Annotated in this window: 15 protein-coding genes and 1 riboswitch; of the genes, 7 read left to right on the top strand and 8 right to left on the bottom strand. The window is 40.9% G+C overall.

Going from position 1 to position 19714, the window contains the following annotated elements:
- Positions 1-62 precede the first annotated feature (62 nt).
- From apf to FD16_RS10990, 5 genes are all read right to left on the bottom strand, one after another.
- Complete coding sequence (gene apf / locus FD16_RS11010; protein WP_010621204.1) at positions 63-731, bottom strand: aggregation-promoting factor; 669 nt, start codon at positions 729-731, stop codon at positions 63-65.
- Positions 732-1416: 685 nt separating this feature from the next.
- Positions 1417-3264: an FAD/NAD(P)-binding protein gene (locus FD16_RS11005; protein WP_010621203.1), complete on the bottom strand. Its 1848-nt coding sequence runs from the start codon at positions 3262-3264 to the stop codon at positions 1417-1419.
- A 200-nt stretch (positions 3265-3464) separates the two neighbouring features.
- Positions 3465-4643 carry a GGDEF domain-containing protein gene (locus FD16_RS11000; RefSeq protein ID WP_010621202.1) on the bottom strand — a complete coding sequence of 393 codons (1179 nt, stop codon included), beginning with the start codon at positions 4641-4643 and terminating at the stop codon, positions 3465-3467.
- A gap of 165 nt (positions 4644-4808) precedes the next feature.
- Entirely contained in the window at positions 4809-6569 is a 1761-nt protein-coding gene (locus FD16_RS10995) for a DUF2075 domain-containing protein (RefSeq protein ID WP_010621201.1), read from the bottom strand.
- Positions 6570-6831: 262 nt separating this feature from the next.
- Positions 6832-7719, bottom strand: a complete 888-nt coding sequence (locus tag FD16_RS10990) for a diacylglycerol/lipid kinase family protein (protein ID WP_010621200.1) — start codon at positions 7717-7719, stop codon at positions 6832-6834.
- Positions 7720-7896: 177 nt separating this feature from the next.
- Between FD16_RS10990 and FD16_RS10985 the strand changes: the two genes are divergently transcribed.
- From FD16_RS10985 to FD16_RS10975, 3 genes are all read left to right on the top strand, one after another.
- The gene (locus FD16_RS10985; RefSeq protein ID WP_010621199.1) at positions 7897-8790 is read left to right on the top strand and encodes a YitT family protein; all 894 of its coding nucleotides are present in this window, start codon (positions 7897-7899) and stop codon (positions 8788-8790) included.
- Positions 8791-8880: 90 nt separating this feature from the next.
- Positions 8881-9549, top strand: a complete 669-nt coding sequence (locus FD16_RS10980; RefSeq protein WP_010621198.1) for a DUF6198 family protein — start codon at positions 8881-8883, stop codon at positions 9547-9549.
- 98 nt (positions 9550-9647) lie between these two features.
- Positions 9648-10388 carry a methyltransferase domain-containing protein gene (locus FD16_RS10975; RefSeq protein WP_010621197.1) on the top strand — a complete coding sequence of 247 codons (741 nt, stop codon included), beginning with the start codon at positions 9648-9650 and terminating at the stop codon, positions 10386-10388.
- 332 nt (positions 10389-10720) lie between these two features.
- Here the strand turns inward: FD16_RS10975 and FD16_RS10970 are convergent, their stop codons facing one another.
- Both FD16_RS10970 and FD16_RS10965 read right to left on the bottom strand, forming a co-directional pair.
- Positions 10721-12709 (bottom strand): ABC transporter ATP-binding protein/permease, encoded by a 1989-nt coding sequence (locus FD16_RS10970; protein WP_010621196.1) that lies wholly within the window; start codon positions 12707-12709, stop codon positions 10721-10723.
- A gap of 381 nt (positions 12710-13090) precedes the next feature.
- Positions 13091-13675: a uracil-DNA glycosylase family protein gene (locus tag FD16_RS10965; RefSeq protein WP_010621195.1), complete on the bottom strand. Its 585-nt coding sequence runs from the start codon at positions 13673-13675 to the stop codon at positions 13091-13093.
- A gap of 215 nt (positions 13676-13890) precedes the next feature.
- Between FD16_RS10965 and FD16_RS10960 the strand changes: the two genes are divergently transcribed.
- The 4 genes from FD16_RS10960 to FD16_RS10945 all read left to right on the top strand — a co-directional run bounded on the left by FD16_RS10960 (position 13891) and on the right by FD16_RS10945 (position 18518).
- A complete protein-coding gene (locus FD16_RS10960) occupies positions 13891-15132 on the top strand; it encodes an L-lactate MFS transporter (RefSeq protein WP_010621194.1) in 1242 nt (413 codons plus the stop codon).
- 25 nt (positions 15133-15157) lie between these two features.
- Positions 15158-16819: a formate--tetrahydrofolate ligase gene (locus FD16_RS10955; RefSeq protein ID WP_010621193.1), complete on the top strand. Its 1662-nt coding sequence runs from the start codon at positions 15158-15160 to the stop codon at positions 16817-16819.
- A 98-nt stretch (positions 16820-16917) separates the two neighbouring features.
- Positions 16918-16963: riboswitch (PreQ1 riboswitch) on the top strand.
- 20 nt (positions 16964-16983) lie between these two features.
- Positions 16984-17970, top strand: a complete 987-nt coding sequence (locus FD16_RS10950) for a nucleoside hydrolase (protein WP_010621192.1) — start codon at positions 16984-16986, stop codon at positions 17968-17970.
- The gene (locus tag FD16_RS10945; RefSeq protein WP_010621191.1) at positions 17970-18518 is read left to right on the top strand and encodes an ECF transporter S component; all 549 of its coding nucleotides are present in this window, start codon (positions 17970-17972) and stop codon (positions 18516-18518) included. The genes FD16_RS10950 and FD16_RS10945 overlap by 1 nt, the downstream gene beginning before the upstream one ends.
- 42 nt (positions 18519-18560) lie before the next feature.
- Here the strand turns inward: FD16_RS10945 and mmuM are convergent, their stop codons facing one another.
- Entirely contained in the window at positions 18561-19487 is a 927-nt protein-coding gene (gene mmuM, locus FD16_RS10940; RefSeq protein WP_010621190.1) for a homocysteine S-methyltransferase, read from the bottom strand.
- Positions 19488-19714 lie beyond the last annotated feature (227 nt).

Raw genomic sequence — 19714 nt, 5'->3', positions numbered from 1 at the left:
TATATCAGTACTTCTTGACGAAGAACCTAAAGAGTGAACTCTTTAGTTAATTAAATTTTATTTTAGTACCAGCCGTATGCATTTTCGTGTGATAATGCAGCAGTCCATGAACCGTAACGACTTGAAACATAGCTGTCAGCAACCTTTTCTTGGTTAGCAGCTGAGTAGTTACCATTCAAGTATGATGAACTTAATTGGTACTTACCAATGTATTGGCCGTTTCGTGCACTGTATGAACCACCTGATTCACGGGCAGCAATGGCAGCCTTAGCTGCTGCATCAGAACCAGTAGTTGAGCTAGTGTATGATGAGCTGGTGTTGCTTGAAGTTGTGTTTGAGCTTTGTGAAGCACTAGTAGCCGTCTTAGTTGAAGCTGTTGAGCTAGCTGGTGTTGTGGTCGTGTTTGATGAAGCAGTAGTTGTGCTTTCGCTAGCAGCTGGAGTTGTAGCAACTTCTGCTGCAGTAGCTGGCTTAACTGAGCCATTATCACTAACGTAAAGTTTCTGACCAACGTAGATTAAGTTAGCATTTGAAATGTTGTTCTTTTGTGCCAACGTGTTAACGTTGTTAATACTGTTTGTGTATTGGTAAGAAATTGCTGAAAGTGTGTCGCCTGCCTTAACAGTGTAGATTTCGTCGGCGTGGGCTGTTGCGCTTACTCCAACAAAACCTAAAGTTGCGGCACCTAATGTAGCGGCAATAAGCTTAACTGCGTTCTTCTTAAAATTCATAAATTAATAAACCATCCTTTATCGTTTAACGTTTAGTTACTTGCGTTTAAAATCATTTGTGTTGCATCAACGAGATATAAGACTACAAGATGAATGTTACAAACGTGTAACGCTAGTTTTTCTTTTAGGGTGATTTTTGTTTTCTTTGTAATAAAAAAAGCCAATAACGCATTTTTTAAAAGCGTTACCAGCCGATCGTTGATGCAAACTGACTTTACGATAAGGGCAGTTCGTTACTATTATGATAGGGTTTATCGAAGCAAAACGCAATAGGAACATAGAAAATTTTAAAGACTTCTTTTAGTTATACTTTTATGACAAAAATTAAGTAATCATTCAAAATAAAGCCTTGAATTTAGTTTGTTTTTCCTGATTTTTTCACATTTTACCCTCATTTTTGCTAAATTTTTGTGTTGACCGAGCAAAATTAATTGTATTTTATGGTTGAATAGGAGAAATGTTTTAGCATGATTCGTGGTTTGGCATTTTATTGTTTCTTCTATTGTTTATGATGGATTCTGGTTGTTTACTCTCAATTCAAGTGACAAACAGCGCTTTAGCTTGGTTAGTTTCTATTTTTATTGTCGAAAGCAACTCCACAAGCACTGAGACCTAACGTATAAGAGACTCCACAGACTAACTGCATAGTGCGCAATTAATCTGTGGAGTCTCTTATACACCGGTCTCAACCCGTGCTTGTTCCGTTGTCTCTAAAAATTTCTGTAACAATCAAATCCGCAGTTCTTAACACCACATCATTAATACCAGGATGTGGGCTTGCCGTCATTAGCCAGTGACGGCCTTCCGTTGGTACTCCCCAGAAGTAGAGATGCCGATTAATATGTTCTTGCGAGATTCTTTCAGTTTGCACGTCAACGTACACCGCGCCCGTTTTTTGTCTCCTATCACCACTAAGTTGCAATTGGTGCTGATACGCAATTCTGTTACTGAGTAATTGCTTGATCAGTGGATTCTTCGTTGTTTGTGCGTTTACCTGGGGAAGCCTTGCTTCTACTAGATATGAAGATTCATACTTTTGTCCGGGATTTTGCTGTGACCAAGTCTGAAACTTACCTGTTTCTTCATTAGTATCCACTTTCATCCCCGACCCCAGTAATTTCACAATGCCAGCATCTAACAACGCACGCAATTCTTCAATTCTTATCATTGGTGGCCCAACTGAAAGAAATGAATGTTCATGATTCAACTGACCTAGTAAGAACTTTAAGTAATCATCATCCGTCAGTTTTTGTCCATCAACCACTAATCTAATTTGATCATACAAATCATGATACATGGCCATTGCTCCAGCGTATGGTCCGTTTGTTAAACCTTGTTTCGCAGTGTCTATGTCGTGTTCAAGATATTCCTCAACTGAATCAAACTGTGGTTTTGATTGAGGATCTACCAATTCCTGCCAGTTAAAGTAGTCCTTTACATCAATCTCTGACTGCTGAATCACTTCATCAGGATTATTACTTTTGATAAACTCGTTAAGCAGTTTCGAGGCATTGATTTGAGGATAGTTTTTCTTGATAAGCCGTTCATAGTACGCATACTCCACTTCATAGTGCACCCGATCAATAAATTCTTGGCCGCTCATATCTTGATCTAGGTGTGATTTGATCCAATCTGTCGTTAAGAAATGAGGAACGGCATGTGTACTACTTGGTCGATCGCTTAAACCTTTGCCGTGCAGTGGATAGCCTCGCCGCGAGCCGGCAATAATTAGTGGTTCTCTTCCCGAAGCCTCGTAAACCAAGTTATCAGCACTATCACGATGATAATTACCGCCTCGTCCTCTCGTCAACATTGTGACCGCGTCAAAGAAACTCAGTCCCAATCCTCGCAGGATAACAGATTGCTTAGGTTGGAGGTTACTAAAGTCGTACTCTTGCGGTTGTGTCGGCGTAACGTAGTGCAGCCGCTGCTTCTCAGCAAAGTCATTCAACCTTTGTTGTTCGTCCGTTAATTCATTTTCATTGTGGCCCAATGCCATAATCACCGCATTAGCTGGTAATAACAAACTACCTGTTTTGACAACATAGCCATTATTTTGCGGAATTACCATTTTGACGGTCTCTTTTAGAACTCGCAGTTCCATCGTTTGATCAAGTCGCGTTTGTAGGTATTCATAGAACCACTGCTGGTAGGCACCATACAGGCTTCGAGATGCGTAGCCGTTATACTGTAGCATCTCAACTTCCGTCAGTAATTTATCTTGATTTTGATAATCGTGTTCACGAATAAAATCATAGGCCCCCGACTTTGCCCATTCGTACAAATTGGCGCCACTTACCAATGGTCCATGGACCTTATTGGGTGCCGCAGTAAACAGCGTGATATAGTCTGGTGTTGTGTTCATGATCAACTCATGCGGCTGATCAACTGGCCATACTCGTCCCCCAACTCCGTATGGATCGATCATCACGATTTTTAGATGATCAAAGCGCTTGGTCACTCTTTGCTGCTCAATGATTCTCTCGGCAGCAACCAGTCCCCTTGGCCCAGCGCCCACTAATATAATCTTCATCTGTATATTACCCCCACTTAGAAACTACTATTAACAGTATATTGTATATATTGTTGCTGTGCACGCCCAATTTTAATTATTCCAGGGATTTTGTTCAATAATACATATTAATAGAAGAAACTCACAAAAAAAACGAGTTCAAAATAACCGGAAACCGCCTGAGTATCCGCACTTTGAACTCGTTTTAATTTGACATTTTTTTATTCTAAGCCAACTTCACGAGACAATGTTTCACCTCGCAAGGTGATAGCGTTGCGCCCGTTATGTTTCGATGTGTACAGAAACTGGTCTGCTCTCTTATATAAATCCAGATAATTAGCATCAGACTCAACCGCAATGTCTTCACCAATTGAAATGGTGACACCAATTGCTTGACCTTTAAAATCGAACTTTAATTTTCTTACTTCATTTTGAATTTGTCGGGAAATTTTTTCAGCACGCGTTAAATCAGGTTGAATATCTGACACAATCACCGTAAATTCCTCGCCACCCGTCCGATATAATCGTCCTGGGAACTCGGAATTTTCTACTATTTCACTGATTTGGTGAGCAATTGACTTTAATACTTCATTACCAGCCACGTGACCATATGTATCATTGATTCGCTTAAAGTGGTCAACATCCATCGCATACATTGCGTAAGCCTTACCGTCACCCTTGAACTGATTATAGAGTTGTTGCAAATCATGGTTAAAGACGGTAAAAGTTGCTACTCCGGTCAATCCATCATACTCAGCTTGGTGCTTAAATCGAGCCATTTTTTCGTTTTGAAGTCGTAACGCCCTTGTGTACAAATAGACAACTAACTCAAGAACAGCCAACGCAACTAACTGACGTACCCAGGCCATCGACGTCTGACCACTGTATAACATGGATCCCATCGACAATGCCACGGCAGAGAAGATCAAAAATGCACCCAGATATAACCATTTATTTGACTGAATTCGCTCAGCAAAAATATAAACGATTACTTCAACTATCATTAACCTGACCGTCTGTTCAACTGTAATACTGGAAATTTGATGTCCCAATATACTACTTAGCCCCCAGAGAACAGTAAAAATAAGAGTGATCGCTAGTTGAGTTTTGATATGCAATCTCAAGATCAGATTGTACAATGCGACAATAACCAAGTTGAGGTAGGTCCAGTGAAATCCAGTCAAATGTGAGGACATTAGGTTGTTAGACTGAGCCTCCATGTAGGCCAGTAGTAGGAGTGCAATTCCTAAGCTGCATAAAATCAAATTTCGATGCTTAACCACAAACTGATTTTCAGCTTCTTTTTCAACCCACATATACAGTGACACACCACCCAATAACACGACAGCGTTAGCAATCAGTGATGAAATGTAAGAAAGTGCAATTGTGCCAAAATTCATACTACTTAACGACCTCCCCTCGGTCGACAACGAATAGCACACGTACAGTGTTATCGTTAACAATGTCTTCGGAGTAATCTTAACATATATTTACGTATAAGAGTATTATCGTTTTCATTTTTATTTTCAATGGCGCTAATTCTGGGTCAAATTAGTTTGGAACAATTAATAATTTTTTTGTGCATCCAATAAAGCTTGTCGTAATTCATCGTCCACCGCGTAGATATATAATCCATGTACTCCACGAGTTAACAACACATTTAATTCATTTTGCAAGAAACGATCAGCATTATTAACTTTAGTTTTACCGTCAACAGTTCTATTTTGAATTGCTTTATGATTATGACTCTCGTGTGGGTCAAAAATAATTTTACCTTTTCGATATTTAACGGAAGGTCCAATGATGACACCACTATAATTTAGATCAAAGCCTTGAATTGTATAGGTTGATCCAATTTCATTGATTGTTTGCGTTTGTTCTGCCCATGAAAGTCCCTTGTTTTTTCTTCTTTGATTTCGATCTCCCTTTATTTGCAAATTCCATGGTCTTTCCCAGTTATCAACTTTAACTTCCCAGTATTCTCCATCATCTGGATTTTTATTATTCTTATATTCCCAATCAAAAGTTGCTAACAATCGCGACAGACCGTCTTTCTGATTTTCTTTATCAGAATCATGTTTTCTAATTGCCTTTTCCAATTCAATAGGGCTATCAAATATTTTTAAGTCATAGTTGCGATCGTCAATAGGAATTGGCTTCACATTTTTATCATAGACTAAAGACCTGATCCAACTGATGGTTCTTGGACTTGCATCCATTCTCATTTGATTATTAAGCTTAATCAAATTATGTTTGTTGTCAGCATCTTTTCTAATTTTATCTATCACATCATCTTTCCAATATTCTTCCGTTGTTAACGATTGATGCTTGTCAAAAATCACGATTGTTACTTTTGCACGGGCCAAAATATCAGAAAGCTGATTTTTACCTTGATAAGACTGTTTTCCTTGTGTCCATAACAGATGTGCCTCATCAATTAGTACCACATCAACAGGATCATCTTCATCATGTGTATTAATGAAATGTGTCGGTTTGCTGACAACATCTCTGTCATATTGATCTAAATCTAGTTTTTTCGCAATTTGCTGATATACAGTAAGCTGTTGATCATGATTAACTAGCAAGTAATTTCGTGGCCGATGTCCCAACCCATCAACTAATTCAGTGTTGATGGTATAAAACAAGCTACTCAAAAGTACAGTTTTACCAGATCCAGCATCGCCCTCAACAAAAATTAGTTGCCCAGTTTGGTTAGACCTTATTGAGTTTTTTACTTTATCAAGAATCAGTTCGCGTGCTTTATGCTGTTCGTTTGTTAAGGAATGAAATGGTGAAGCCTTAAAAATAGCGGAATCTTTAATTACTTGTTCAATCGGAAATAAATCTTTTTTACGTTTGCGTAAACTGCGCCATATTTTGGAAAATAAGTCTGCCATTTCCTCACTAGTGTAGTATTTATTTTGATTATTAAACCGCCTATTGTTCAGCTTTTTAACATGATCCACACTTGTTAGATAAAGCATCATCCGGTTTTCAATATCTAAAGTAAGTGACTTATTAAAATGTTCATGCCCAATGACAAACATGCTGGCATCAGATTGTTTGGACAAATATTCCCAATCGTCACGTTCTTTGGAATCATCATTCAAATGTTGCATTGTTCTGCGACCGATATCATTAGTCTCACCTACATAAACATCGTAATTACCATCTTTATCTTTATCGCTAGAATAAATAATGTAATCAGTTGGATATTCTAGTAACAATTCACGAGCCTTTTCGTCACCTTTAACTTGACGTTCAAGTTCACGAAAGGCATATTCATTGTATTTAACCTCTTTAATTACAGGAGATTTCAGATCCAAGCTGGTCACATTCTTTCTATATCATTTTAATAGTTATATTATACATTATTTTCTCTCTACCAATTGAACGCATTGATATCATCATCACTTTTAGATACAGTCATTATTACAAATAATGATCCATTTAAATAATATTTTCTTTTTTTGAAACGTGTATCAAAAGACTGAACCACATCAAATAAGTAAGAAGGACACGCATTACCAAGTTCGGGTAATACGCGTCCTTCTTACTTATTTGAGACGGTTCAAAACGTCTTTTGATTCACTCTGCTGTTAAAAATATCGGCAACACTCTAGGACAATAACTAACTTCAATTGGCAGCTTCGGTCCAACATCCCCATCAATTCTGGTACGTACCTGTTTACCGTCAACATTCTGGATCTTCAATGTTTTTGGTGTCATATATGTGACGGCGTCCGAATGGTGCATCTTGCCACTCCAGGCAAAGTAAACGTAGGGAATTACCTGCCGTCGGTGAATGTCGTTTAACACACTAAGACTGAATCGTAGTGGTTGCACGCTGAGGTACTGACGCTTAGCTGGTGGATTAGTTGTCAACAACGCCACCCACGTTTTGTGAGTTTCGGTTGGCCGTTCGTCCAATTGATAGGTGATTTCGTACGACTGATGATGGCCGGTTCGTCGCAGTGCTGACATGAAATACGCCATCCTGTTAGTCAAGCTCTTCGATTGACGCTGCCGCATGTCATTAGCTAGATCACTTAAATTGCCAAAGCCCATATAACTAACAATCGCGCGATTACCATTACAGTTGCCAATCCCAATTCGTTGCAGGTTATTTTGAAAGATTACTTCCATGGCCTGATCTAAATCAGTTGGGATCCCCCACTGTCGTGCAAAGTTATTTACCCGACCGCATGGTACTAATCCAAGTGGCACAGTTAATTTACGGTGAAGCATTGCGGTCACTGCAACATTCAAAGTGCCATCGCCACCAACAACCACGAGTCCATCGAGGCCGGACAGTTTTGATGACACCAGTTCAACTGCTGCGTCCGTTGATGTTGCCGTCATTAACTCCGTTGCCATTCCGTGTTCGCGCAATTGCCGTTCCACTTGATGCACGTTGCAGTTTGCTTGTCCCTGACCTGCATGATCATTGTAGTAGATTCCGTATCGTTGTCCCACCACGATCCCCCCTTAGTTAGTTTGTTATATAGATTAACTTATTGTACGTATAATTTATTTAAGTATACGACCCAAACGAAGTTTATGCCATTACAAACATATGTAAAACATATTACAGACTCCAATACTTATTATTCGGTGGCTTTGATATAATGGCAGTGACTGGGGGGATTCATGATGAAAGCAACAACTAACATGCAACGCATTAGACCGATGGATTTTCTAATGTTTATTATCGGCGCAGCTCTTTATGCGTGGGCACTGGTCAATGTCAATATTCCGAACTCGTTAGCTGAAGGTGGCGTGACCGGAGTCACACTGATTTTGCGTGCGTTGTTTGGCATTAATCCAGCGTACAGTACTATTTTCTTAAATATTCCCCTCCTGCTGTTCGGCTTCCGCATGTTGGGACGCAGAGCGTTAATTTACACCCTATTTGGTACTGTCAGCCTTTCGTTTTGGCTATGGGTCTGGCAAAAAATTCCAATGGCGTTAGCGTTGCACCACGACTTATTAATTTCAGCTTTACTAGCAGGTATCTTAGGAGGCCTCGGGCTCGGATTAATCATGAGATTTGGTGGCACAACTGGCGGTAGTGACATCATCGCCCGTGTTCTAGAAGAACGAGTCAGCATTCCCATGGGTCGAACTTTCTTCGCACTGGATGCGACCGTTCTAATTGCATCACTCGTGTACATTGATATCGTTCACATGATGTATACCATGATCGCTTCATTCGTATTCGCACAAATGATTAGTTTCACCCAACAGGGATCATACAGTGCACGGGCATTTTTCATTTTTTCAGAGCACGCTAGTGAAATTTCAACAGCAATTCAACTTCAACTGGATCGTGGCACTTCATTATTTCATGCTGATGGTGGTTATACTCAAAAGCAACAACATGTGGTCTACACAGTTGTTGATCCATCTGAGGTTAACCAAGTACGAGAGCTAGTGAAAAATATTGATCCTAAAGCATTTATTACCATTAGTGAAACGCAGGAAACGCTTGGTGAAGGCTTTACGTTTGAAAAACACCGGCGCGGTTTCTTCAGTAAACTCAAATAAAGTTGCATAATTACACAATTGTTCTGAATTTTAAATGCAGGCGTGATATTATAAAAGTAATATATCAGATAACAAAGGAGCGTTAGGATTGTGACTAAAATGAAGGATTTCAAGCAACGAGTATTCTTTCTGGTTGTATCAATCCTAATGAACTCAGCCGGCAACGCATTGACCATTTCCGCTAATTTAGGAAGTGCCGTATGGACAGCTTCTACCGTTAACTTAGCCGATTGGATCCACGTGCCACTTGGTAATACCTTGTTCGTTTACGGGATTGCCGTGACATTGGCCAACCAACTATTTATCGGTCACTTTGACCGCAGACGATTCTTTTCAAACCTACTATTCATCATTCCATTTAGCTACCTAGTTCAGTTTATTGTTGTATTTTGGGACTGGCTTGGAGTGCCTGGATTAAACCAGTTTTGGCTAGTCATTCTCGATACAATCGGAATTATGATGATTGCGGCGGCTGTATCAACTTACCAACGTTGTAACTTACTTTTACATCCTAACGATGATCTATCTTACATTTTACGTTTCAAGTTTTTACACGGGTCGGCTATTTTGGGACAATGGACCAGCTACATTCCACCAGTCTTGGTAACGATTGTTTCAGTGATTGCGACTGGCAGAATTGAGGCCGTCGGTTACGGAACAATCCTCGCATTGACGTGCCAAGGGGCAATGATGAAATGGGCCGATAAGCATGTCTTCCCTAGTTTGAAACATCATGTTGATTTTTTTATTTCAAAGTAAAAATATTATGGCACTGTTAATCTCATTGATTGACGGTGCTTTTTTGATAACTCATTTAAGCGTACAATGAGCGGTATTACATAATTGGTGGTGATAATATGAAATGGAATGCACAGCGTTACGAGAAGCAACACGATTTTGTATTTAAGTACGGTGAAGGTTTATTAACGTTATTACCTCAAACTGCTCATACGGTTCTAGATGTTGGTTGTGGCACTGGTGATTTAACCGACCAAATCCGACAAAAAGGCTTTGATGTTTTAGGAATAGATCAGTCTGCCATCATGGTCGATGAAGCAAAAAGATTATATCCAAACACAAAATTTCAGCATCAGGATATTCTCACTGCAACGTCTTCCGCTACATATGATGTCGTGTTTTCAAATGCAGTCTTTCACTGGATTAACGATCAAGATCGGTTATTAGATCAAATACATAATTTACTTAATCCAGGTGGATACTTAATCTGTGAATTTGGTGGTCACAATAATGTCGCGGCTATCTGCAATGCATTCGGTCAGGAGCTTGAGTACCTAGGGATCAACTATCAAAATCCGTTTTTCTTTCCAGAAACCACTTCGTACAAACAACTGTTGATTGAGCATGGTTTTCAGGTGCTCGATATTACCGACTACGATCGGCCGACTGTCTTACATGACGGCATTGATGGATTGGCTAACTGGATAAAGCAGTTCTTTCAAGCAGATCTTGCCCGGTTGAATGAACAGCAACAGGCCACTGTTTTGAAAAACATGACCGTCAAGTTGCAAGATCAACTTTGGCGTGAAGATCATTGGGAAGCTGATTATCGGCGATTGAGAGTTGTGGCACGGGTTTAGGGTTTATATTATTTTTTGAAAGACTGGTTCCGGCGTTGTTGGTTACTTGTTTGGTTTTTGGTTCTGGCGATTTAGCTGAAATGAACTCCACAGACCAGCTTTCTGCGCTTAACCAAACAACGGCCGCAATCCCCAAGTTCAGGGGATTACGGCCGTTGTTCTGTTAATGCTCAAAAGCTATGCGGTCTGTTCCGTTCTCTGGTTTTGAAATGAACTCCGCAAGCCAGCTCTCTCCGCTTAACCAAATAAGGACCGCAATCCCCAAAATACGGGAATTACGGTCCTTATTCAGTTAATGCTCAAGAGCTAAACGGCTTGCTCCGTTCTCTATTTTAGTCCGCAGCCAACGCATCAATTGGGTTCAACCTCGATGCCCTTCTTGCTGGCATTAATGCCGCTAAGAATGAGATGATGATTGCCACTATGAATGCGAAGATTACATTGCTTAGCTGAATTTGAATTAGGTTGTACTTCGCTATCTTGTACAGTACCTCATTCAACCCAAATCCGATTACGTACGCCATTACCGTTCCCAGCACTGCTGCTAGTAATCCGATAAATAGTGATTCGGACGTAAACAATCGACGGATGTCCTTTCTTGATTCACCCAATGCTCGTAAAATACCAATTTCTTTGGTTCTTTCCGAAACTGACATGTACATTGACACAATGATCATCAATGCTGAAACAACCAGTGAAATTGCCGCAATCGCAGCTAAGACATTCGTTGCTAGATCAGTAATCGTGTTGACGGTGTCCAAAATGCTACCGACAGAGATACTTGCAAAGTCGTGCACACCATTGGTCTTCATCTTGTTGATGGCGTCATTAACCGACTTAACCTTCTTGGTGCTATTGATCTTAACTGATGCCATGGTTGGCACGTTATTAGCACCGGCATCCCCCAGCATAGTCTTCATCGTACTGTAGTTCGAGTAAATACTTGAACCACCCTGTTGTGATGCAGCAGTGATGCCTGAAATCTTCAGTTCTTTCGTAACCTTAACTGGTTGATTGTCATTACTCATCGCGGTGAATGTCACAGTAACCTTATCGCCAATGGCACCCTTCCAGTTCTTGCTATCAATCGATTCAGCAAATTTCTTATCAACTAAAATTTCACCACTACCAGGCTTATTACCAGCCTTAATCGATTTAGAACTGTTTTGACCTGTCCAAGTTAAGTAAGTTGCCCCAGATTCACTTTGTTTGCCGGAAACCACGTTCGCATTACCTAACTGGAATCCTGGTTGCACCTTGGTGACGTGCTTTGTATTCTTCAGTTTATTGAGCAACTTGTCACTCAGCGTTGTCGACTTATAGTTTGTCGCCATCGCCTGTTCCGTGGCACTCATTCGTTCACTAGCGCTCTTCTTATTATCCTTGCTAGTATTCTTCATGACGGTTACATAATCAGGGTTAGCCAGATCATTAACCTGTTGATTAATATAACCTTTAATACCATTGCCAAGCCCCAAGAACAACATGACTGAGAATAGTCCGATCGCCGTTCCTAGAATGATCAATGAGTTGCGCCAGAAGTTGTAAGACAAATGTTTGAAGGCCGTTCGGTATGATGCAGAGGCAGCTAATGGACGAGCTGGAATGTCATCAGACTCAACATCTGTACTGTAGGCTTCCTTGATACGTTCATTACCATCAATTTTACCATCGGCAAGGTGCACGATTCGCGTCCCGTAGTTAGCCACTTCTTGTGAGTGGGTAACGGCAATCACGAGCTTACCTTCCTTAGCGATTTCATCTAATAGGTCCAGCACCTCTTTAGTGTTGGTAGAATCCAATGCCCCGGTTGGTTCGTCAGCGATGATCACTTGTGGGTCTGCAGCCAAGGCTCTGGCAATCGCCACCCGTTGCTTTTGTCCACCAGACAACTGGTTCGGATGCTTTTTAATTTGATCACTTAAGCCAACCTTATTAAGTAATTCTGTGGCGCGCTTGATTCGTTGACTACGGTTCAAAGTGGTCATATCAAGTGCTACTAGAACGTTATCGAGCACTGTTAAATGTGAAATCAGGTTATATGATTGGTAAATATAGCCAATTGTGCCACGACGATATTCGTCTAATTGCTTTTCTTTTTTGTGATCCAACTGTTGGCCGTTAATCGTCACGGTACCTTCGAAATTACGATCCAACCCACCGATGATGTTCATCAAAGTGGACTTGCCACCACCGGATTCCCCAAGAATTGAGACAAATTCGCCTAGTTCAAAATCTAAATCGATTCCCATTAATACTGGGAATTCCTCTTTACCGAGGAAATACGATTTGTGAATATCTTTTAATGAGAGAAATGCCATACCTAATCTCCTTAATTTTTTAATCACGTCAAATACTTGCATAGCCTACATGATCGACCTACTAGTGTCAATGAGTTGACGTACCTAATGCTAATATTAATTACTCATCCTATCTTATCGAAAACTACAAGAAAGTCACGTAATATTCATATACTTATCAGAAATATTAAAAAGGAGAGTGCAAAAAATGGCGCTTTGCTTCCAGAACATAAGCCCGCAAAAACTAAAATCCCGAATTTTGGATTTTGGTTTTTACGGGCTTATGTGGCCGGAAGCAGCCATTTATTGCACGTTTAGACTAGCTAAACTAGAGAATTAAATTAGCATTTTTTGTAATGCTCATCCATCAATAGCAGGATTTCATCCCATCCTCCACAGCCTTTAGTCCGCTAAAATATCACTGACCCGCTGCTTTAAATCTGGCAACACGTCATCTTCAAACCACGGATGGTTACTTAACCATGCGTAGTTACGCGGTGATGGATGAACTAGTGGCATGAACTCCGGTAGAAATTGTTGATAATCTTTCACCGTTTGAGTAAGCGTATCTTTCGATTTCAAATGTAAATAATATTTTTGGGCGTAATTACCTATTAGAAGAGTCAGCTGAATATTAGGCATTAAATCAAGTAACGGCTGATGCCACTTATCCGCAAAGCCTTTTCGCGGGGGTAAATCGCCACTCTTACCCTTCCCAGGATAGTAAAAATCCATGGGAATAATGGCAATCTTACCAGAATTGTAAAACGTATCATCCGAAACTCCCAGCCAGTCTCTTAATCTAACACCACTGGGATCATTCCAGAATATTTTAGTATCCTGGGCGCGTTTACCAGGTGCTTGACCAATAATATTGATTCTTGCATCCTTACCTGCATAATAGAGTGGTTCAATTCCCTGGCTTGTGAAATCAGCATTCTGAGAATCCGCCTTAATGGCGTTAAAAATGTCATCAAATTCAGTCATGGTAATCCCCCTTTTTTCTCAAGCTTATTATGATCTATTTAAAATAACTGTGCAATCCGAATGCACTTATCCATTTCATTATAAATAGTTCGTATTTTACGGATATAAATTGACGGTTGATCTTTATACGTTCGTATTATATACTGTTTTTGCACACATTTTCGATTTATCCATCATTTTCGTTCGTGTTTCTTAGAGAGAAGGAGGAGCTTTCGTTGAGAATCAATCGTTATATTGTTGCCACTTCAGGTGTTGTCTTTCATTTAATGCTTGGGTCAGTTTATGCATGGAGCGTTTACACTCAAGCCATTGCTACACAAACCAGTTGGTCAGAAGCATCGATCACTTTTGCTTTTAGTATCGCCATCTTCTTTTTAGGGATGTCCGCTGCATTCATGGGAAGACTAGTTGAAAAGTTCGGTCCCCGCTTGACTGGAACAATTTCTAGCTTTTGCTACGGTGCCGGGACAGTGTTGACTGGCCTCGCAATTCATTCTGATCACTTGTGGATGCTGTACATCGCTTACGGTGTGATCGGTGGCATCGGACTTGGCTCTGGCTACGTCACTCCGGTTTCAACCATCATCAAATGGTTTCCAAAGCATCGTGGTATGGCAACTGGTTGTGCCATCATGGGCTTCGGCTTTGCTTCAATGATTACTGGGCCAATCGCACAATCTCTGATCGTTAAAGTGGGCGTGGAAGCCACTTTCTACATTCTTGGTGCTATCTACTTCATCGTCATGATTAGTGCAGCTCAGTTCATTCGACCACCTAAACCGGGCGAAATCATTGATGAGCAGAGTGAAACCCAAATCACCGGTGTCAGTCTCATGAATGGTCAACAATTAACTGCTAATCAAGCCGTCAGAACACGTGAATTTAAACTATTATGGCTGATGTTATTCATCAACATTTCGTGTGGTATCGGGTTAGTATCTGCCGCCTCACCGATGGCACAACACTTCACCAATATGTCGGTTGCTAAGGCAGCTTTAATGGTTGGTATCGTTGGTGTTTTCAACGGTCTTGGCCGACTGGCCTGGGCTTCAATTTCCGATTACATTGGCAGACCAAACACCTTCACGATCGTGTTTGGGTTCGAAGCAATTCTCTTATTCACTTTAATGTCATTACATTCATCATATTTATTTACGATCGCGTTATGCATTATTATTTCGGGTTATGGCGCCGGTTTCTCAGTCATCCCCGCCTATCTTAGCGATATTTTTGGAACAAAAGATCTGGGTGCCATTCACGGATACGTTCTAACTGCCTGGGGCATCGCCGGTCTGGTCGGCCCACTACTATTGTCGTTCTCACACGAAATATCTCACAGCTATAATTCAACCTTAATTGTGTTCGGAACTCTTGAAATCTTAGCCCTAACTGTGTCATTCTTTATTAGGAAACGTTTTACCAAATCAGTCGGCAGTGTTGCTGACATTTCTGATTAACGAAAAAAGGAGCGTAATTAACTACATGACAGATCTAGAAATTGCTCAACAAGCTACTATGAAACCAATCAAAGATATTGCTGCTCAAATCGGTTTAGGCGAAGATGATATTGAACCATACGGCAAGTACAAGGCCAAGATCAGTACCAAATTCGAACATGGCACTCCTGATCCCAACCATAAATTAATTTTAGTAACTTCAATTAACCCCACACCTGCCGGCGAAGGAAAATCAACCGTTCTTGTTGGCCTCGGCGATGCCCTTTCTTCATTAGATAAGAAGACGATCATTGCGATTCGGGAACCATCAATGGGACCAGTGATGGGGATGAAAGGTGGCGCTACCGGTGGTGGCTACAGCCAAGTTATGCCAATGGAAGACATTAACTTACACTTCACCGGTGACATGAGTGCCCTCACCAGTGCCAATAATACGTTAGCGGCGTTGATTGATAATTACATTCAACGCGATAATGAATTAGATCTAGATCCAAAGCGAATCATTTGGAAGCGCGTGTTAGATATTAACGACCGAGCTTTGCGTAACACAATTACCGGTCTCGGTGGTATTTCACAAGGTGTTCCACGTGAAACAGGCTTTGATATCACCGCTGCTTCTGAGCTAATGGCCATTCTTTGTTTAGCCACTAGCATCGCTGATTTAAAAACTCGAATCAGTCGAATTGTTGTCGGTTATAGTAGCAAGCGTGAACCAATTACGGTTGGTCAATTGGGCTTTGAAGATGCCATAACAATTCTTTTGAAGGACGCAATCAAGCCAAACTTAGCTCAAACACTAGCCCACACTCCTGCCATTATCCACGGTGGACCGTTCGCTAACATCGCTCATGGCTGTAACAGTGTTGCCGCAACCATGACTGGCTTAAATCTAGCTGATTACACCGTCACCGAATCTGGTTTTGGTTCTGACCTCGGTGCTGAAAAGTTTTTAGATATCAAAGCACCTCAATTAGGTAAAACGCCTAATGCGGTTGTCATCGTCGCCACAGTACGGGCACTCAAGTATAACGGTGGTCAAGCTAAAGACGCCCTCCAAGAGGAAAATCTAGATGCTTTAAAGACTGGAATGCCGAACCTGCTTCGTCACATCGCTAACATCAAACGTTATGGTTTACCCGTTGTTGTCGCAATCAACCATTTTGTCAGTGATACCCAAGCTGAACTTGATCTGATCAAAAAAGCAGTTGAAGCTGATGACACTACTGCAGTCATCACTGACAGTTGGGCTAAGGGTGGCGAAGGTACCGTTGCGTTAGCTGAGGAAGTCATTAAAGCTGCGGATACTGATACTACATTTAACAAACTGTACGATAATAAAGATTCAATTGAAGACAAATTAAACGCCGTTGTCACTAACGTGTACGGTGGTCGTAAAGCAATTTTGAGTAAAAAAGCTGCGCGTCAAGCTAAGCAGTTCACTGATCTTGGCTGGGGCAACCTGCCAATCTGTATCGCTAAGACTCAGTATTCATTATCTGATGATCCAAAATTACTTGGTGCACCAACTGACTTTGACATTGATGTCCGTGAATTAGTGCCTAAGATCGGTGCCGGCTTCATTGTCGCCCTCACTGGCAACATTTTGACCATGCCAGGGCTACCAAAGGTTCCGGCTGCTGTGAATATGCATATTGATGATGATGGCAAAATTGAAGGTTTATTCTAATTAAAATATTGAAACGGTGCTCTTCATCAGAAGAGCGCTGTTTTTTTCCCCGAACTTATGTATACTAATACTTGCATTGATTGAAATCGGGAAACTCTCCCGGACTGGTTCGTAAACTTCCCAGTTATAAAAAACCAAGAACTTCTACTTTGGAGGTAAGAGAAATGAATGCACCTATTGACGTAATTATCGACTGCGATCCCGGCATCGATGACAGTCTTGCACTACTACTCGCGTTAAACTCACCCGAGCTAAACGTTATCGGGATCACCACCATTAGTGGTAACGTACCGGCACGCCTGGGCGCTAACAACGCACTAAAAATTTTACAATTTGCTGGTCGACTGGATATTCCCGTATATATCGGTGAATCTCAGCCACTAAAGGTGGACTACATCAGCGCTCAAGATACTCACGGTGACGATGGGCTTGGTAATAGTCAATTGCCTAATATCACCGCTGTTAAGCCTCATGAGGATGCTGTGGACTTTATTATTAACACGCTCACAGTTAAACCTGCTACACGCGTGTTGGCACTCGGGCCACTTACCAATATTGCTAAAGTGTTGCAAACTGCACTACCAGTTTTCCAGTCCCAAAATCGATTCGTATTAATGGGTGGCAACTATAAAAGCCATGGAAATTGTTCCCCCGTTGCTGAATATAATTTCTGGTGTGACCCAGATGCTGCACGAATTGTTTTCAACAGTATGCCACAAACCATTGAAATGGTAGGGTTAGACGTAACTCGCAAGATTGTGTTCACGCCTAGTATGCTGAGCTACATTCAGCGAACCGATCCAAAGGTTGGCTGGTTGATGGAAAAAATCACTAAATTCTACTTCGATTTTCACTGGGAGTACGAAAAAATTATCGGTTGCGTAATTAATGATCCATTGGCTGTCGCCTATCTGATCGATCCCAGTATTTTAACTGGGTTTAATAGTTACACAACTATTGCTAATCAGGGAGTTAGCCGTGGTCAGTCAATTGTTGACGATCATGATTTCTGGCATCACCAACCTAATAGTAAAATTCTAACGAATGTTGATACTAACAAATTTTGGCACCTGTTTTTAACACGTGTCGCCAACGCAAGTGAACCACAACTTTCGGCCACGCTTAACCAACTGTTAGGAGGTGCCGAATAATGAAACGTTCACACATTCGTTTATTAGCATTCATGGCCCTTTGTATTGCCCTCAACATTGTGGGCAGTAACATTGCCTTGATGCTTAAACTACCGATCTACCTTGATTCAATTGGTACCCTGTTGACTGCCGCTTGTTTCGGTCCAATTCCGGCCATGACCGTTGGTGCACTGACAGGGATCATTGTCGGTGCGACAAGTGATCTATATTCGCTCTTTTTCATGCCAGTTCAATTAATTATTGGGCTGGTTGCGGGTATTGTCTTCCAGCGCCTTAATCCTGGTAAAATTCGTCACATCTGGTGGACTGCTTTCATTATTGGATTTCCAGGGACAATCGTTTCGACAATTATCACAGTAATCTGTTTTGGTGGCATCACCTCGTCTGGATCAAGCATGATAGTCCAGGTCTTACTTGGTACAGGATTGAGTAAACCCGTTGCCGTATTCATTGTCCAAATGATAACAGACTATGCGGACAGACTGGTCAGTCTGCTAGTAGTCGGTCTTGTTTATAAACAAATTGCTAATCGATTAGTTACTAATTAACAACAAAAATGCTTCATCCTCAAAAATGGATGAAGCATTTTTTTAATTCAAGAATTCATTAACGCTACGCTGAATTTCCGCAATATCATCTGGTGTTGTGCGACAGCATCCCCCGATAATTTGAGCACCAGCATTAATCCATTCAGGTACTAAATCTGTAAAAGTGGGTGCATCAATCCCTGTTCTCCAAGTTTTGGTATCTGAATCATATATATCACCATTATTGGGATAAACAACAATCGCTTTATCAGTGACGTCATCAATTCGATTGATTGCAGCGGTAATGTTAGTCAGATTGGTACAGTTTACACCCACCGCAATCACGTTGTCATTGTCATTAAAATACTCAGTTGCTTTTGTTAATTCAGTTCCATCACATAATTTATCGGTGCGATCGCCGATACTGAATGATAGCCAAGCAGTCATGGTTGGAAATTCATTCGTTAATAACTCAACCAGCGCCTTGGTTTCCTCAAAATTAGGCATTGTTTCAAAAGCAAAGAAATCAACTCCTGCATCATACAGAGCTTGCATTCGCGGTCGGTGAAAGTCTTGATATTCTTGCTTTGATAACGAGTAATCGCCAGTATATTCACTGCCGTCTGCCAGATAAGCTCCATAAGGTCCGACACTGCCAGCAATCAGCTTAGAATCATCCCCTGCTACTGCGTGTTGTGCCAAAATAACAGCTTGTTCAATCAATGCCACACCATCATCATGATTGATACCAAAGTCAGCAAAGACCGGTAAATTGGCTTGATAAGTATTAGTTGTTGCAATTGATGCGCCAGCAAAAAAATAACTTTCGTGGACTGCCTGCACTGCACCTGGATCTTTAAGCAGTGCCGTTGCTGACCAAAGTTCATTGTCTATTTGCACACCACGTTTTTCAAGTTCTGTAGCCATGGCACCGTCGCTCACCACAATGTGTTGTTCGTCTAAAAGTGCCTGTAATGGGTTGTTTGTCATTTAAGTCCTCACTGTATTTATGAATTTGTCAGAAAATTTTCGTTTCTTTATGATAGCATATATTTTGCTAATGATTTACATAATTATAAGTTGAACACAACTAACTCATTTTGAACGTTTCATACTGTCAAAAAAATCCGTAAGACACTTATATCGTCCGTTAAATTCAAGGATATTCGCTTTCCAATTGTAGATATAATCATAACCACCCGTAAAACGGGTGGTTT

Source organism: Paucilactobacillus suebicus DSM 5007 = KCTC 3549, assembly GCF_001434475.1.
GTDB classification, from domain to species: domain Bacteria; phylum Bacillota; class Bacilli; order Lactobacillales; family Lactobacillaceae; genus Paucilactobacillus; species Paucilactobacillus suebicus.
This window is presented reverse-complemented; position numbering and strand designations above follow the sequence as displayed.

Excerpts from the sequence above, each read along its gene's own strand:
- FD16_RS11000 (WP_010621202.1), bottom strand. The coding sequence starts at position 4,643 with ATGAATTTTGGCACAATTGCACTTTCTTACATTTCATCACTGATTGCT.
- FD16_RS10965 (WP_010621195.1), bottom strand. The coding sequence starts at position 13,675 with ATGACTGAATTTGATGACATTTTTAACGCCATTAAGGCGGATTCTCAG.
- FD16_RS10970 (WP_010621196.1), bottom strand. The coding sequence starts at position 12,709 with ATGGCATTTCTCTCATTAAAAGATATTCACAAATCGTATTTCCTCGGT.
- FD16_RS10955 (WP_010621193.1), top strand. The coding sequence starts at position 15,158 with ATGACAGATCTAGAAATTGCTCAACAAGCTACTATGAAACCAATCAAA.
- FD16_RS10975 (WP_010621197.1), top strand. The coding sequence starts at position 9,648 with ATGAAATGGAATGCACAGCGTTACGAGAAGCAACACGATTTTGTATTT.
- FD16_RS10945 (WP_010621191.1), top strand. The coding sequence starts at position 17,970 with ATGAAACGTTCACACATTCGTTTATTAGCATTCATGGCCCTTTGTATT.
- apf (WP_010621204.1), bottom strand. The coding sequence starts at position 731 with ATGAATTTTAAGAAGAACGCAGTTAAGCTTATTGCCGCTACATTAGGT.
- FD16_RS11005 (WP_010621203.1), bottom strand. The coding sequence starts at position 3,264 with ATGAAGATTATATTAGTGGGCGCTGGGCCAAGGGGACTGGTTGCTGCC.
- mmuM (WP_010621190.1), bottom strand. The coding sequence starts at position 19,487 with ATGACAAACAACCCATTACAGGCACTTTTAGACGAACAACACATTGTG.
- FD16_RS10985 (WP_010621199.1), top strand. The coding sequence starts at position 7,897 with ATGAAAGCAACAACTAACATGCAACGCATTAGACCGATGGATTTTCTA.
- FD16_RS10950 (WP_010621192.1), top strand. The coding sequence starts at position 16,984 with ATGAATGCACCTATTGACGTAATTATCGACTGCGATCCCGGCATCGAT.